The 16,682-nt window shown below is 36.1% G+C and carries 17 protein-coding genes; 5 read left to right on the top strand and 12 right to left on the bottom strand.

The annotated features are described in order from the left end of the window. The 6 genes from MPR_RS17525 to MPR_RS17550 all read right to left on the bottom strand — a co-directional run bounded on the left by MPR_RS17525 (position 1) and on the right by MPR_RS17550 (position 3,621). A complete protein-coding gene (locus tag MPR_RS17525) occupies positions 1–510 on the bottom strand; it encodes a hypothetical protein (RefSeq protein ID WP_235280474.1) in 510 nt (169 codons plus the stop codon). A gap of 46 nt (positions 511–556) precedes the next feature. Then, positions 557–1,018, bottom strand: coding sequence for a CHAP domain-containing protein (locus tag MPR_RS17530; protein WP_041894860.1), 462 nt, complete (start codon positions 1,016–1,018; stop codon positions 557–559). Next, positions 1,015–1,365, bottom strand: a complete 351-nt coding sequence (locus MPR_RS17535; protein ID WP_025125244.1) for a hypothetical protein — start codon at positions 1,363–1,365, stop codon at positions 1,015–1,017. Before MPR_RS17535 ends, MPR_RS17530 begins: the two co-directional genes overlap by 4 nt. A 353-nt stretch (positions 1,366–1,718) precedes the next feature. Next, positions 1,719–2,522 carry a hypothetical protein gene (locus MPR_RS17540; protein WP_041894864.1) on the bottom strand — a complete coding sequence of 268 codons (804 nt, stop codon included), beginning with the start codon at positions 2,520–2,522 and terminating at the stop codon, positions 1,719–1,721. Positions 2,523–3,050: 528 nt separating this feature from the next. Continuing rightward, entirely contained in the window at positions 3,051–3,278 is a 228-nt protein-coding gene (locus MPR_RS17545; protein WP_006259916.1) for a hypothetical protein, read from the bottom strand. A 70-nt stretch (positions 3,279–3,348) separates the two neighbouring features. Beyond that, positions 3,349–3,621: a hypothetical protein gene (locus MPR_RS17550; protein ID WP_041894868.1), complete on the bottom strand. Its 273-nt coding sequence runs from the start codon at positions 3,619–3,621 to the stop codon at positions 3,349–3,351. Positions 3,622–3,893: 272 nt separating this feature from the next. On the opposite strand from MPR_RS17550, the gene MPR_RS17555 reads away from it, so the two are divergent. Further along, a complete protein-coding gene (locus MPR_RS17555; RefSeq protein ID WP_006259918.1) occupies positions 3,894–4,709 on the top strand; it encodes an XRE family transcriptional regulator in 816 nt (271 codons plus the stop codon). Positions 4,710–4,823: 114 nt separating this feature from the next. On the opposite strand, the gene MPR_RS17560 is transcribed toward MPR_RS17555, so the two are convergent. Both MPR_RS17560 and MPR_RS17565 read right to left on the bottom strand, forming a co-directional pair. Beyond that, the gene (locus MPR_RS17560; RefSeq protein WP_041894870.1) at positions 4,824–6,755 is read right to left on the bottom strand and encodes a M56 family metallopeptidase; all 1,932 of its coding nucleotides are present in this window, start codon (positions 6,753–6,755) and stop codon (positions 4,824–4,826) included. Between the two features lie 31 nt (positions 6,756–6,786). Further along, positions 6,787–7,149 (bottom strand): BlaI/MecI/CopY family transcriptional regulator, encoded by a 363-nt coding sequence (locus MPR_RS17565; RefSeq protein WP_006259921.1) that lies wholly within the window; start codon positions 7,147–7,149, stop codon positions 6,787–6,789. A gap of 231 nt (positions 7,150–7,380) precedes the next feature. Between MPR_RS17565 and MPR_RS17570 the strand changes: the two genes are divergently transcribed. Continuing rightward, positions 7,381–8,016 (top strand): isochorismatase family protein, encoded by a 636-nt coding sequence (locus tag MPR_RS17570; protein WP_006259922.1) that lies wholly within the window; start codon positions 7,381–7,383, stop codon positions 8,014–8,016. 592 nt (positions 8,017–8,608) lie between these two features. Here MPR_RS17570 and MPR_RS17575 read toward each other — a convergent pair. Together MPR_RS17575 and MPR_RS17580 are read right to left on the bottom strand one after the other, a co-directional pair. Then, positions 8,609–9,070, bottom strand: a complete 462-nt coding sequence (locus MPR_RS17575; protein WP_041894874.1) for a thioredoxin family protein — start codon at positions 9,068–9,070, stop codon at positions 8,609–8,611. Between the two features lie 16 nt (positions 9,071–9,086). Further along, complete coding sequence (locus MPR_RS17580; protein ID WP_041894876.1) at positions 9,087–11,357, bottom strand: TonB-dependent receptor; 2,271 nt, start codon at positions 11,355–11,357, stop codon at positions 9,087–9,089. Positions 11,358–11,442: 85 nt separating this feature from the next. Here MPR_RS17580 and MPR_RS17585 point away from each other — a divergent pair, with 85 nt between their 5' ends. Further along, a complete protein-coding gene (locus tag MPR_RS17585) occupies positions 11,443–12,099 on the top strand; it encodes a metal-dependent transcriptional regulator (protein WP_006262412.1) in 657 nt (218 codons plus the stop codon). Positions 12,100–12,139: 40 nt separating this feature from the next. Here MPR_RS17585 and MPR_RS17590 read toward each other — a convergent pair whose 3' ends face one another. Both MPR_RS17590 and MPR_RS17595 read right to left on the bottom strand, forming a co-directional pair. Next, positions 12,140–13,069, bottom strand: coding sequence for a siderophore ABC transporter substrate-binding protein (locus MPR_RS17590; RefSeq protein WP_041895645.1), 930 nt, complete (start codon positions 13,067–13,069; stop codon positions 12,140–12,142). A 211-nt stretch (positions 13,070–13,280) separates the two neighbouring features. Next, a complete protein-coding gene (locus tag MPR_RS17595) occupies positions 13,281–14,219 on the bottom strand; it encodes a siderophore ABC transporter substrate-binding protein (RefSeq protein ID WP_041894880.1) in 939 nt (312 codons plus the stop codon). Positions 14,220–14,382: 163 nt separating this feature from the next. Here MPR_RS17595 and MPR_RS17600 point away from each other — a divergent pair, with 163 nt between their 5' ends. Next, positions 14,383–15,453, top strand: a complete 1,071-nt coding sequence (locus MPR_RS17600; RefSeq protein ID WP_041894882.1) for an NADH:flavin oxidoreductase/NADH oxidase — start codon at positions 14,383–14,385, stop codon at positions 15,451–15,453. Positions 15,454–15,485: 32 nt separating this feature from the next. Further along, a complete protein-coding gene (locus MPR_RS17605; RefSeq protein ID WP_041894884.1) occupies positions 15,486–16,640 on the top strand; it encodes an MFS transporter in 1,155 nt (384 codons plus the stop codon). Positions 16,641–16,682: the final 42 nt, after the last annotated feature.

The following is a 16,682-nucleotide window of genomic DNA, read 5'->3' on the forward strand; positions in this document are numbered from 1 at the left end:
TTAAATTCTTGACTTAATGATAAAGCCTGCTGTACCAAGGAACACCAGCAACATAAACCCTCTTCCTAGCCATATCTGTGTCTGTTGCCACCATGATAGGCTCAGGGGTACAGCTACGGGTATTCTTGTCTCCACTATCTTTTGTTCTTTGATAAACTTATCCTTCCACTCAAAGAACAGTCGTTGAGCTTCTGACTCACAGTCTACGATTAGCTTATTATTTTGGAGCTGTACTCTAGGCGGTTGTAACACCTTGTTTTTACTGCGCTTTATATTCGTATCTTTCACAACTATTTTATTTCCTTGTACAGCTAATTCAGCTACATACTGACTCTTATCAGCAGAGATCACCAATACCGTATCCCTCTTTACTTCTTCTACCGTCTGGGTTACCTGCTCAGTGGTTGTCGGTTGCATATTAATCGCTGTCTTGCAACTACCACAGCTCATCAATAGAAGTGCTAACAACAACACTAAAAAAACGAGCCTATATCGATCATGCTTTTTCATATTCATATAGTTTTTTTGATTACGTGATTGGGTAGACTGTGTAACATCACGAGTTACTAAACACGCTGATAAATCCTTTATCTATCGTTTGGATATGACGTTTCTTCTCAGCCACGATATACCCTTCTCTACTTGCTTGGTCATTTGTATTTCCTTCTATAGTTGTGATGACATCACCATTCACAGCTATCACGATACCTGTATGACCTAATCCTTTCCCAAAGTCCATGATGAAGATATCTCCTACCTCAGGTTTCATAACACGAAGCTCTTTACTCGCATTCCATTGAGCCAGAACTCCTCCTGTTTTCTTTAAAGGATTTGACAGTTTATAATCAGCACACACCTCTTGTACACACCAGTACACAAAAGCCATACACCACGCATACCCCTCACCTATCCCTACACTGTTCAGATACTTTTTCACTCCAGGTCCTTTCTTATTCTTGATAGGCCATTCTTGTACATGGAGTTGACTCTGAGCTTGTTTAACTAATTGTGTTCTCATTCTCTCTTGCCATTTAGCTGTTTATATTTCCTTAATTCATCGATCAACTCTTTATTCTGTAGAGCCAATTTCTCTAGTTTCTGTTCTAGATTGATGATTACCTTCTTAGCAGCAGTTAGCTCATCTATAGCCTCGCGGTGCAGATTAGACGTTTTATAAAGCTCATTGGTAGCTTCTTTTAATTTAATCCCTAAGTCATCTACTATATCCCTATAGTATTTTAGAGATTTCTCTACATTATCGAGCTCTGAGCTTTGTACCTCAGCTTTACTCTTACGTCTAGCCGCCCACCATGTCGCTAATGATGAAACTAAGCCTACTACCGTCACTATTATTGTTTCATTCATTAGCACACTGGTTTTGGATTAGTTATACTTTAATTATCCTATTTTCAATTATTTATATTGGATTACACCTAAACAATAAAGACATAGTTATCCTTGCTCGCTTTTTGACAGCAAGTACACTTTACTCTATTTTTTATTGGATTATGAATACCGAGATGAGACTACTCTCATCTGTTATTGAAAGAATATAATGATGGAAAGACATTGCACGTAGGCGCCAATTGTGCAAGTACTACTCCTATATTCCTAATTTTTATTTCTGCATTTCTACTCTACAAAGATCCGACTTTCGCAAGTCCTAATCAATTAGCTGTTCGATAGCTGAACATTTCTGTTCAGTTTATCAAAATTGATTAGTTAACTTTAATTGCTGATAGAGTACCATCATTACCTACTGTTACTCTAAACTTAGATTTATCAGGACTTAACATCACTACTCCATTAGGGAATTCTTCGAATACTATTTCTCCAGCTTCATTAGCTAATATTCCATTAATACTACGCACCACATTCTTATTATCTACTTGTAATCTAGCATTTCCATAGACTGGAGTTGCAATAATTACAGAGCTTTCTTTAGTAGAAAATTCTAATAAGCCTCCTGATTCATTATCTAAGCTTAATTGATAATTATTATTAGCACCTGATACACTATATCTATAATCCAAATAAGACATATATTCATTTTTATCTATACGTCCTACATCATCTTTAGATACAGATTCATTATAAGAATATATATACCATCCTTTAACATCTGCTTTAGTATAACGTATCTTTTGACTTTCACTAAATGAATCAACATACTCAGATACAGTAGGACTAGTTATAATTTTTTTATACTTCATTTTGGCATCTATCTCATCAATATCTATATTATTATGATAAGAACTCTCTTCTACAACTTCTTCGTATGTTGTAATTCTTACACCTAAATCAGTTTCCTTCTTTACTTCAACCAAGAATTTCTTATTAGGGTAATCCCCAAAATCTCCTCCCCACTGTAACTCCCCCTTATCATTGTAAGAGATTGTCTTTTTATCTACATTAGGTTTTCCACCATCACCACAGATAGCATCCTTATTTACATGGATTGTTACTACTGAATCACATGGGTTGCATGTTGTTTCTGTTTTTTGTTCATTTGTTGTTGACATAATTTTATTTTTTGATTGGTTAATATTTTTCTAAACAATAAAGACATAGTTATCCTTGCTCGCTTATTCACAGCAAGTACACTTTACTCTATTTTTATTGGATTATGAATACTGAGATGAAATTACTCTCATCTGTAATTGAAAGAATATACTGATGGAAAGACATTGCACGTAGGCGCCAATTGTTCAAGTACTACTCCTATATTCCTAATTTTTATTTCTGCATTTCTACTTTACAAAGATCGTTCTTTTACTACCCCTACTCAACTTTCTGTTAAGTAACTGAACACTTTTGTTCAGTCTTTCGAAACACTCCTTATTGCTGTATTTCTACATTACAAAGATCGCTCTTTTAATACCCTAACTCAACTTTCTGTTAAGCAACTGAACACTTCTGTTCACTTCTTATAATCACTGTTGATAACCTGATTATTACTCTACAAAGATCTCACTTATCAACACCATAACCTATTTGTTGTCAAGAGACTGAACAACTCTGTTCACATCTTATAAACGCTGTTAATAACTCTAATCTAGGTCTTTCATGGTTGCTTCTATTTTTGCGAGTTCTTTATACACTGGCGTATTCAGCACTTCATATAGAGTCGTACGAGAGATAGGATACACAGGACAGATATATTTCTTCCATACCACCGTCACTGGAATGTCTTCTGTCTTGTATTGATTGTATAAATCCAAGATCAGTTTATATCTTCTCAACTTATTTAATTGACTACCTGCTACTCTTTTTGTCATAACTTTTATTTTTAATGATAAAACAACTCAATAATCGAAACTTTATTTACAAACATCTATTCCTTATCCACTATCCTCTATTCCCTAGCCTAGCTATTTTCTGTTCTAACTCACCAGATATTTGATAAGATTTTAGCTCTTCTTCTCCACCTACGCTCAGGTGATATCCTCTCTCTTGGTTTATGCAGATACGCTCCCCTGAAGTAAAGTATCCAGTGCCATTCGTTCTGTATAAAGCGCTGTATAGATACAGTTCACGCTCTATGCTCTGTTTCTCTTTTAAAGTCAGAATAGCTGGCTCTCCTGCTTCAAATACGGTTGATGTACTCATCACTGCTTTCATAACAATTTATTTTTTGGTGTTGATATATCGAACAATACATACCCAAAATATAAACATCGTTCGTATTATAAAGGAGAGTTTACTGCTTATTTAGAATATCTTACTCGAATCAGTCGAAGTATTCTACCGCTATTATTTCAGTTTATCCCTTTAAAATTAGCTACCTATGCTTTTTTTGACTAATTTTGTTCCTATTACCTTTACAAATATACAAACAAAGTTTCGATTATAAAAACAATTAGAAACATAGTTTTTAAAATATCATTACTATTATGGATAGAATTCAACGCGTAAATGATGCCATCAAGTGGATTTTCTTTGAGGGATTAGCGAAGAACCAAACAGATCTAGCTCAAAAACTAGGGTATACTAAGTCTTCTTTCTCTCAGATAGTAAATGGACGTGTAAACATCAGCGATAACTTTATAGAGAATCTAACCAAATTTGCACTAAGCTTGAGCAAGCATTGGTTACTAACAGGAGAAGGGAGTATGTTATTAACATCACATACATCTCCAGCGATACAAGAACTAACTGGAGATACTCCTACTCAGGAGCTCTATAACTTCGAAGCAACTAATATCACGAAGGATACTGTACCTGAGATTATGTATAATAACCACGGAAACAAGTTTACCTTCTACCCTGATGGGCGTATCTATATAGAAGTACTGAAGATCCCTTCATCAGCTCATGCTTCTTATATTACCTGTTATCAAGATGATGCTCAACTTATACAAGAGTTTGACACAGTACAGTTCAGAGTAGATAAGTTCGGACTTGGTCATTATAAGGCATTTGATGTAGTAGGAGACTCAATGAATGGAGGGAATATAGAAGATACCCCTGATGGAGCAGAAGTACTAGGACGTGAAGTAGGACGTCACCTATGGGAAGGCGGTTTTAGAAACACTACTTATGGGTTTATCGTCATCACTAAGGATGCTACCTTCTTAAAAGACATTACGAACTATGACGAGAAAAAAGGTGTCATCACCTTATCTAGCCGTAATAAAATATACGAACCATTTGAATACCCTATTAATAGTGTATACCAAATATTCCACGTGATTAAACGTATTTTCTAAACAGATACTTTACTTAAATAATAAAGCCAGATCGTAATCTGGCTTTATCTCTTTTTAGTGGTGACCTCTTATAGAGATCGCACTCGCTAACATAATCTTATATAAGAATCTCACTTAAGGTTTTACACGTATTAGGATAACCCCTTCTCTTCCTTCTTCACCATATTTTTCGACTGCTGCATCTCCTTTAAATACATCCACTGATACAACCTTATCTGTGTTCATATTTTTTAAATCCTTAGCAGACTTCTTCACACCATTGACATATACTAGTCCTTTATAGTCGCTATTCTGTACTTGAGTCATATCCTTGATGACCTTTTCTTTATATTTTTTAGTTATCGCTTCTACTCTAGCTTCATTCGCACGATCCTCATCTGTCATTAATGTAAAGCCATACACACTACCATTACCCGTATAGCCTAGTTCATCAGCTGCAGCTGCTCTACTATAAACACGTATACCTTTAGTACCATACTTCTCTATTAGCGCCTCTGCTTCATGTTTATTACTCTCGTCATATAGCTTACCGTTTACATAATACACAAACTCCCCTTTACTGCGCTTACCTGATTTAATGATAACTACATTCTTACCATCTATTACCGCGTCTTCAGACAACTTCTTTCTGCGTTCTTCCAAACGAAAATCTAGATCACCTTTTGCAGATTCCCTTTTCTTTCTCTCTTCTAGCATTCTAGAACGAACAGCTTCCGCTTTAGCTAGGCTTTCTTCTCGTGTTTTTAAAGCTACTTTTCGTGCTTCTTTTGCTTTAGCTAACTCTTCTTCTCGTACTTCTAAAACTACTTTTCGTGCTTTAGTTAACTCTTCTTCTCGTACTTCTAAAGCTACTTTTAGTGCTTCTTTTGCTTTAGCTAGCTCTTCTTTTCGTACTTCTTCTGCTTTAGCCAGAATTACTTTTCTCTCTTCTAGTATCACTTTGCTTACGCGCTCAGCCTCTTCTCTTATACGCTCACTTTCATCCACTAGTCTAGACGCTTCCTCTCCTATTCTTATAGCTTCTTCCGCTATTGCTGCCATATCATCATGACTAGGAGCCTTCTTTTTACCAGATTGATCTAGTTGATCCTCTTCTGCGTCAGTAGTCATACTTGTATACTCATCTAATAAAGTGTCTTCTGCATGATCTACTTCAAAAGCTGGAGTCTCTATATATTTCGCTTTTACCTCTATCTGAAAAAGGAAAAAGAACCCTGCTAATACAGGAGTGATTAATAATAATTTTAAACGTTTCATATTAGTTGATTTTGGGTTGTTAAGCATTAATATACGCTTCTTCAGATCTGAAGAGCCAAAAGTATTCACCACAGGTACACACGCTATCTTATTAGATTCGTATAGTACGAGTGCACGCTGATAGGTATAACTATCCTCTCGTTTCGCAATCTCTTGATCTACGATATACTCAAGATTTAGGTTTACCTCTTTCTGTAGTAGTCGTATCATCGGATTAAACCAGAATACGTGCTTTAACCCCTCTAAGAGGATAAGGTCTAAGCTGTGCTTCTGCTGTACGTGTACTTCCTCGTGAAGCAACACTACCTCTAGCTGACTCAGCTCTTCATAATCCTTTGGCAATACGATATAGTGTAGAAACGAATAAGCATCACTACTCGCTCTATCTACTCGTATATTCTGATGAATAGCCGTCTGAGGCATATTACTAATACGTCTAGTTAACTTGATCAGTTTATACCCAAACCACAAAAGACTCAATAGGGTGATCGTTAAATAAAGATAAGATGTATACTGATACACATCATTCATCGTCCATAGACTCTTCTCTTGTACTAGCTCCACATCCTCCATTACATCCATAATCGGGAGAGGCATTGGCGCTAAGTTGATCGTTTCTACCTTCGTATAAGTAAGCAAAGGCAATATTAAACTCAAAAAAATCCCACTTATAAAGTACAGTCGGTTCGTCTTGACATAGGTCTCTTTCTGTAAAAACAGTTTATAGCATAAATACACTACCAGCAGTAGTCCATTTACCTTTAATATATATATAAGAATAGGTGTCATAATTCAGTTGATTGGTTGGTTGATAATCAAACTATTTTTTATTCTTTTCTATAATATCCATTAGCTCTTCTAGCTCTGTCTTAGATAATTTTTTATCCTTCACGAAGAAACTCACTAGATTGCTAAACGAATTATCAAAGTACTTCTCCATAGTCTCTTCCATAAACATCTTTCGATAGTCTTCTTTCTTTACCAGAGGATAGTACTGATGCGACTTGCCATAAGCTTTATAAGACACCACCCCTTTTTCTTCTAATATACGCACTAGCGTAGAGAGTGTATTATAATGCGGCTTAGGCTCTGGCATGTGCTCTAGAATATCATTCACAAATCCCTTTTCTAACTTCCAAAGGATGCACATAATCTCTTCTTCTTTATTGGTCAATTTTTCCATAATCCTGATTTGATATACACAAACATATAACTATTTTATTAGTTATCAAACTAATTGTTTAGTTTTTAATTAAAATAATAAAGGTCTATAAGCTAATCTGAATACCTAAACAGTCTTTAATCCCTTATCAATAAAGCGATACGCTCAATCTCTTCTTAATTTAGATTAAGTGCACTTGGCTAAGTATCAATGTATTTTTGATACAGAAAATTAATTAAAATATAAATTACCATGAACAAGTTAACACGTATAAACGCAGACGACGTAGCATTTTTATTAATCGATCACCAAAGTGGATTATTCCAAACAGTAAAAGATATCGAAGTAGCTACACTTAGAGAAAATGTAAAAGTATTAGCAGAAATCGCAGCTGTAGAGAGCATCCCAGTAATCACAACAGCATCTGAGCCAAAAGGACCTAATGGGCCACTAATGCCAGAGATTCACCAACTAGCTCCTCATGCACAATACATAGGGAGAAACGGAGAAGTAAACGCATGGGATACGAAGGAGTTTGCAGATGCAGTAAGAGCTACAGGAAAGAAAAAACTAGTGATCGCAGGAGTATTGACAAGTGTATGTGTGGCTTTCCCAGCTATCTCAGCTGCGGCAGAAGGATTTGAAGTATTCGCTGTTATCGATGCTTCTGGTGATATGAGTCCAATGTCTACACAAGTAACGATGAATAGACTGATGATGGCTGGAGTAATTCCTATCACAACGACTGCTGTATTAAGTGAAATCCTAAAAACATGGAGACATAAAGATGCGGCTGTATACGCTAAGGGAATGTCTTCTGTAATGCCTAACTACCAAGCATTAATAGAAAGCTATGTGAAAGCACAAGAAGTAGCTTTAGAAAAATAATAATAAACCGTGTTCAATATAAAGGAGTGATGCTTATCACTCCTTTTTTTGTTTTCTAAATTTCTTGTCAGTATGACCAACGTCTTATCTACTCTATATTATATATACTAGTAAACTCCCTCCTCATACAATATTCATTAACCTCAATAAAAAACAACATTCCCAACCTATTAATCCCAACAAAACGATCAAAAGATAGTCTTTTTTATGTTTTTAGACAGGGTGGTCGGCTTGTGGTCGGCTAGTGATGGGCATATGCTCGGCTTAAAAACACCATAAATAAGCCGACCACTAGCCTAGCACATCGAAATCAAATCGGCATTAACTACACCATAATGGCTTTATGTAAGTAAGAAAGCAAAAAGAAAACTAGGAGTAATACCTGCTGTACAACACACAACACATCTAATATTACTAAACAAAAAAAGGCCTTACACAGTGATATACTGTGTAAGGCCTGCAACATAATTCTAACTAACTATGTATCTAATACAAATGTATACGTACAGATGTACTAGTACTGCAACTATTAAATCGCCAATACATATACGCTTAACGTTCTGTACTGTATCTAGTCTTATGATTCTAAATGCTAAGAAGGTTTTATAGCATTCAGTAGTTTATACATATCATTAGATCGTACATACGCAAAATGTCGATACATGATCTCTAGTTTCTCATTCAGAAATATAACAGCGGGATAAGCATTAGACTGCGCTAATTCTTTTGCTAACTCGTGCTGCTTCGCTTGGACACCAGTCTTTCTCAGCTCATAGCGCTTTCCTTTATACTCTATAGCTTCTTCTTGTTCTGCATTAAAAGAGATGAAATAAAAGTCTTCATCTAACTTCTGCATCACTTTATCATTGTTCAATGTCTTCTTTTCCATCAGAGCACAATAGCTACACCAGTCTGTATGCATAAATACGACAACGGGTTTAGGGTTAGTAGCCATCACTTGCTCTAACTCCGAAAACATTATCTCTTTGGGTTGAGCATAGAGCGCTAACCCAAAGAAATAACTAAACATGAAAAAAAAATAAAATCTCGTCATTCTGCTTATGTGCTAACTAAAAAATATTATATCTCACTCCTAAGAATCCTCTTATTCCTTGTAATGGAGTATAACTATAATCGTTTGGTTCGAAGATTACATCATTTCTACCTGGAGGTGGTGCTACACCATTACCTGGCTCTCCGAATGGATCCCACCATCTAGAGATAGGGTCTTCTTTTGGTAGCGTGTTGAATAAGTTCTTCACTCCTCCGTATACTTCGAATCCGTTGTTAAACTTCTTAGTCACTTGGATATTCGCTAATACTGTCCATGGTGAGTACTCTGGTCTATAGTCATTCTCTACGCGTGGCAATCTCATCGGTCCTTTCCAGTCTGATGTTAAATCTGCTGTGAATCCACTACCGAAGTTATAACTTGCGATAAAGTTACCTGACCATTTAGGAGAGTGATATATTTGCTCTCGTACTCCATCCTCTTTTCTGAATACATCCATATAAGTAGCTCCTGCCATCAACTTCAGTGGGAAGTCAAATGTCACATCTACGTTAAGAGATACTCCTTTAGAGATAGCGTGCCCATCTAGGTTAGCATAGATAATCTTAGTCTGGTCTGTATCTGTATCTGCATCAATCTTATTCGTGAAATAAGTATAGAACCCGTTCAAGTCGAAATTAAACACTCCGAAATTAGAAGGTACTTTCACTGTATAGTTGATATTAGCATTGTATGATTTCTCTGGGTCTAGTTTCTCAGCGAATACTACTTCTCTAGCTCCTGATAACGCTCTGTGATCTTCTGTGAAGACATTCACTACGCGGAACCCTGTACCAAAACTTCCTCTTAAGGTATGGTGTGGATGAGGTGTGTACTTATACCCTACTCGTGGAGAGTGAATCCCCTTATGCGTCTTATCATAGTCAAAACGGTATCCTAATAATAATTTATTCTTTTTATTAAGCGTCCATTCATCTTGGATGAAGATACCTGGTATCGGTGTTTCTTCTGGTTGATTCTTTACTAATCCGTTTTCATCATAGATACCCGTAGCACGAGTATTGTCATCATAATAAGTATACTTAAATGACGAACCTAGTAAAAGACTGTGGTTTCCTAAGGTCTTATCCCAATAAGCTTGAGCGAAAGCTACTTGTTGTTTCGCATCATAAGACTCTGGCCCATACATAGAGTTCTGCTTGTGATAGATGTAAGAGAACTGTGTATAGATATTCTCTGTAGTCGGTAGCTGGTACATCCCTATCGCTTCGAAGCGGTTAGTGAAGATGCTTTCTGCATATACCTCTTCTCCTCCACGGTGTTGCTTGCGCTTCCAGTTAGTCTCTCCTCCCCATCTGTCTTCATATACATAGCGCAGTGCAAGACTAGCTACTTTATCATCCTTTCTCTTTAGAGATACTTTATTGAATAGAGATACTCTGTCTTGTTGTGTTACATCTGTAAAACCATCCCCGTTTTTATCTTTTCGTTCTCCGAACTTAAAGTAGTTCCCTCCGAAAAGTCCTTTTACTTTATTCCCTAGTTTATAACTAGCTCCTAAATCGATATTATTCTCTAACCAAGTCGTGCTGAACGCATCTACGCTTAATTTCGCTGCGTGCTCTGGATCTTTAGTAATCACGTTGATAATACCACCCATCGCTTCTGTTCCGTATAGTGAAGAGGCTGGCCCCTTAACTACTTCTACTCTCTCGATCATATTCGTCGGAATACCGAATAACCCGTATACAGTCGATAGAGAAGATACGATAGGCATACCATCGATCAGGATCATAGTATACGGCCCTTCCATACCATTGATATGGATGTCTCCCGTATTACATACATTACAGTTTAGCTGAGGTTGTACCCCATTGATCATCTGTACAGCGTCAAATAAACTAGCAGTAGGATTCTTCTCAAAGAATGCTGGCGTATATATCTCTACAGGTACTACTGCCTCTGACTTTAGCACAGGCTTCAGTGTACCCGAAATAACAATCTCATCTAGATTAGCATCTTCTTTTAGATCGAAAGATACTGTACTGGTCTGAGTTCCTTTTACAGTTACCTTTTTAGTCTGAGCTGCAAAACCTACGAAGTCTGCCTTCACAGTATAGGTTCCTTCTTTTAATGACTCGAAAGTAAAACCACCTTGCTCATCAGTGACTACTCCCTTATCTGTCCCTACTAAGGTAACTGTAGCATAAGAAAGCACAGTACCATTAGAAAGAACTTTTCCTTTGATATTTTGAGCATAAGAATTCAATGCAAAAAGGAGACAAAGGAAAATATTTATTGTTACAAGTTTAAAAATACTTTTACACATGGCTTTTAATTAAATTTAGGCAAAGCTAAAAATTAATTTGTAATTAAAAAAACACTAACTTTGTATTTAAACAAAAAAACAATCCATGCTTACCTATTCAGAAGAGAATTATTTAAAAACTATATTCCATTTATCACTAGGGCAAACTCAAGGAATTTCGACTAATGCTATTGCTGCAAAAATCGAAACCAAAGCCTCATCTGTGACAGATATGATAAAGAAGCTAAATGATAAGGAGCTGATTAAATATCAAAAGTATCAAGGAGTTACACTTACTCCTAAGGGAGTTATGGCTGCTAAGATGATCGTGAGAAAGCACAGACTATGGGAGGTATTCTTAGTGGATAAACTTGGATTTAATTGGGATGAAGTTCACGATGTCGCAGAAGAACTAGAACATATAAAGTCAGAAAAGTTAATTAATAAACTAGATGCATTTCTAGGATTCCCGACAGAAGATCCTCATGGAGACCCTATTCCTAACGAAAAAGGAGAAATAAAACAGATAGATAAGAAGTTATTATCTGAAGTAGAGGCTAATAAAGAAGTAGTATGTGTAGGGGTGAAAGACTCTTCTACGGAGTTCTTACAATACTTAGATAAACAGAAAATATCATTAGGATCAAAACTAGAGATATTAGATATAGAGCCTTTTGATCAGTCGTACACCATCAGAGTAGACGACCATACGATCACCATCACCAAAAAAATAGCAAGTAATCTGTTCGTTAAAAAACAATAGACATAAAAAAAGCTTCTCTTTCGAGAAGCTTTTTACTTTATTATTTGTACGCTTTCATTACTTCATCTAACATGATGTTTAGAGAGATATACCCTCCACCTGCAAGATACCATGCATTAGGATCTAGATAAACAATCTTACCATTCTTATATGCATTAGTCTTTTGAATCAATGGATTCTCAACTTCTTTCTTATCCGCATTTACATTTTCCATTACAGCACCTCTATCGATGATAAAGATAATATCAGGGTTGTGCTCTAGTACGAACTCACTAGATACTACATTACCGTGATCGCTTCCCCCCATTAGACCAGCAGCTGCAGACTTCACACCTAAGTCATTAAAGATATATCCATAACGAGAATCTTCTCCGAAGGCACTATAACTCTTATTGTTATAAAGGATTAATAAAGCTTTAGCATCGCTCTTATTAATCACTTCTTTCATCTCAGCTACTTTTGCATCGATATTTTCGATCAATTTATCTGCCTTATCTTCTACTTGAAAAACAGAACCAATTGTTTTAAGATTGTCTTTTGTACTTGCTAAATAATTACTTCCTGAGATACCTAAAGAGATTGTAGGTGCTATTTTAGCAAACTCTGGATAGTCTTTATCAAACCAGTTACTCATAATGATTAGATCTGGATCTACAGAACTTACTAGCTCATAATTAGGTTGCATAAAAGATCCTACATTCACGATACTCTCATCATCTGCATATTTAGATAGGAAGTTAGGGCTGTATACCTTAGCCATTCCCTTAAATGGTATGCCTAATTCTGCCATATTCTCCATAGCTCCCACGTCAAATACAACTACATTCTCTAGTTTCTTATTAAAACTAACTGATCTATTCATATTCTCTATCGTAATCGTCTCTTCAGAAGAAGCCTTAGTGTTTTCCTTCTTACAACCTACAAAAAGCATGGCTGCTAGTACTGTGCTAGTAATAACCTTAGAAGTCATTCTCATTATATATTTATTTAAATTAATTATAAATAACAAAGATATACTTCCTTTTTGAGAACACACTAACATAATGCGATTTTTCTCTATAAACTAATCATTAAATAATCTAGCATACCCTAGACATACTCAGGCCTTCCCTACATAAGATTAATACATACAGCGTTATAACTAAACCGATAAAGTCCCACTTACGTGAGACTTTATTGACTTACTTCTTATAGGCATTATGTATTTCGTCTAACATGATATTCAATGAGATATACCCACCCCCTGCTAGATACCATATATCCGGATTTAGATATACTATCTTTCCATTTTTATAAGCATTTGTCTTCTGAATCAATGGGTTCTCTAGTTCCCCCTTATCAGCTACAATCCCTTCTATCACTGCTCCTCTATCGATAATGAAGATAATATCAGGGTTGTGCTCTAGAATAAATTCACTTGACACTAAGTTTCCGTAATCACTTGTACTTTTAAGCTCTGGTGCTACAGACTTCACTCCTAACTTATCAAAGACAAATCCATATCTAGAATCTACACCGAACTCTCTATATGACTTAGAATTATACATAATAAGTAAAGCCTTCTCATCACTCTTACTTAATAAATCTTTTATCTCGGCCACCTTATCATCAATATTCTTAATCAGAGCATCTGTTTTTACTTCTACTTGAAATATACTTCCTATTACCTTTAGATTCTCCTTAGTGCTATCAAGATAGTTACTTCCTGAGCTACCTATAGAAACTGTAGGAGCAATCTTAGAGAACTCTGGATAGTCTTTTTCAAACCAATTACTCATAATAATAAGATCCGGAGACACTTTACTCACTTCCTCAAAATTAGGTTGCATGGCAGCTCCTACATTAGCAATATTAGGATTATCTGTATACTTAGATAAATACTTTGGACTATACAGCTTTGCCATTCCCTTAAAAGGGATACCTAATTCTACCATATTATCTATCGCACCCACATCTAAAACAACTACATCCTTCAACTCTTTATTAAAAGTAATCGTTCTTCCCATATTCTCGATAGAGATCTTTTCATCAGAAGTTGGTTTACTACTCTCTTGCTTACAACTCGTAAACAAAACTGTAGTTAATAGTAAACTCATTAAAATCTTAGAGGTCTTTTTCATTTCCTTTTTATTTAAAACAATTCCAAACAAAGATAAAAACTCCTATTTAAACATCTGCGTATGAAGTATAAACAAATTGAAAGAAAAACAACCTTTTAGGACAAAAGACCTTCTATTTTATTTAGTATTTAATAATTTTGCACAACCAAACAACACACAAATTATGAAAACTCTATTTTCTCCTTTAAAACTAAAGGACAATACTCTACACAATAAAATTATTGTTTCTCCAATGTGTCAGTATTCTGCACATAATGGTTTTGCGAGTGACTGGCACCTCGTACACTATGGCCAATTCGCTATAGGAAAAGTGGGAGCTATTATACAAGAAGCGACAGCCATAAGTCCGGAAGGAAGAATAACTTATGCTGATCTAGGAATATGGTCTGATAAACATATCAGTAAACTAAAGCAGATAACAGAGTTTATAAAAAGTCAAGGTTCTGTACCTTGTATACAACTAGCTCATGCAGGAAGAAAGGCAAGCTGTGACAAGCCATGGATAAATAGAGCACAGATAGCTCCCAATAATGAGAACGGGTGGCAAACTATAGCTCCTTCTGCTATTTCCTTCAACGAAGGAGAAAACCTTCCTATAGCAATGGATAGAGAAGAGATTAAGAGAATAGTAGAAGCTTTTAAACAAGGGGCTGAGCGTGCTGTAAAAGCAGGTTATGAAATCATAGAGCTACACGGTGCACATGGTTACTTACTACATCAGTTCTTATCTCCACTAACCAATCTACGTACAGATGAGTATGGAGGTACTTTTGAGAATAGGATTAGATTTGTGCTAGAAGTAATAGAAGCGGTTAAATCAGTCTTGTCTACTCAAAGCCTTTGGTTAAGAATATCAGCTACTGACTGGGCTGATGGAGGATGGACACTAGAAGATAGTATCGAACTCTCTAAAATAGTAAAAGAAAAAGGAGTAGAACTAATAGATGTAAGTACAGGAGGACTAGTAAGACATCAGCAAATAAAGGTTGAGGTTAATTATCAAGTTCCTTTTGCTGAAGCAATCAAACAACAGTCTAATATACTAGTAGGTACGGTAGGTCTAATCAAAACAGGACAACAAGCAGAAGATATACTAATGGCTAATCAAGCTGACTGTATCCTACTCGGTAGAGAATTTCTAAGAGATCCTCACTTCGTCATGAGAGCGGCTAATGAACTAGGTGTGAGTTTAGCATGGGCGAATCAATACGAAAGAGGAAAAGAAACACAATAATATTACATAAAATCAAACTCAGTAAAACAACAATGAACAAAAGTTTAATAGCATTAGCTGTAGGTGGATTAGCCATCGGAATGACAGAATTCTCAATGATGGGACTACTACCTGACATCGCTAAAGACTTACAAATAAGCATACCTAAAGCGGGTAACTTCATTTCTACTTATGCATTAGGAGTAGTAGTAGGAGCTCCATTACTAGTAATGTCTTCTAATAAATACGCTCCTCATAAAGTATTGATGGCGCTAATGGTGATGTTCTCATTCTTTCACTTACTATTCGTATTGTCTCCAAGTTATACAACGCTAATTATCTCGCGTTTTATGTCAGGACTTCCTCACGGAGCATTCTTTGGGGTAGGATCTGTGGTAGCAACACGATTAGCTCAAAAAGGAAAAGAGGCACAAGCAGTAGCCATTATGTTCGCAGGGCTTACTACGGCTAATCTAGTAGGAGTGCCGTTGAGTACATACATCGGACAAGAATATTCATGGAGAACAGCCTATATGTTAATCGCTTCTTTAGGAATCGTATCTGCTATCACTATCGCATTTTGGATACCTAAACTAGAAGCAGACAAAGAAACAAATCTAAAGAAACAAACCGCTTTCTTTAAAACACCTATAGCCTGGGTATTGGTAGCGTTAATCTCTATTGGTACAGGAGGACTTTTTGCTTGGATCAGTTATATCGCACCGATGATGACTAATATCGCTCTAATATCAGAAGCAAAGATACCTTTAGTCATGACCTTAGTAGGGTTAGGTATGTTCTTAGGAAACTTCGTAGGAGGAAAATTAGCAGATACCTTTCCGCCTGCTAAAGCAGTTATTTTCTCTTTCTGTGCCATGGCAACTTGTTTAATTATCGTATATTACACTGTACATATTCAATGGATGGCTTATGCAATGTCACTTATCACAGGATTAGTAGCGTTCACGATCGGTTCGCCTTTACAAATGTTGTTAATCAATAATGCGAAAGGTTCTGAAATGTTGGCCGCTTCTGCTGGACAAGCATCCTTCAATATCGGTAATGCATTAGGAGCTTCATTAGGAGGACTTCCTATCACCATGGGATTAGGTTATAATTCTCCTGAATGGGTAGGTGCAGGATTAGCACTATGTGGAGCGATATTGGCTTATGTATTTATCAAAATGAAAAAAAGGGAAACAGCTTAAAAATAGATATTTATAAAATCTAAGGCATATTGTTTTGGCTTT

The organism is Myroides profundi (assembly GCF_000833025.1).
Classification (GTDB): Bacteria; Bacteroidota; Bacteroidia; order Flavobacteriales; family Flavobacteriaceae; genus Flavobacterium; species Flavobacterium profundi_A.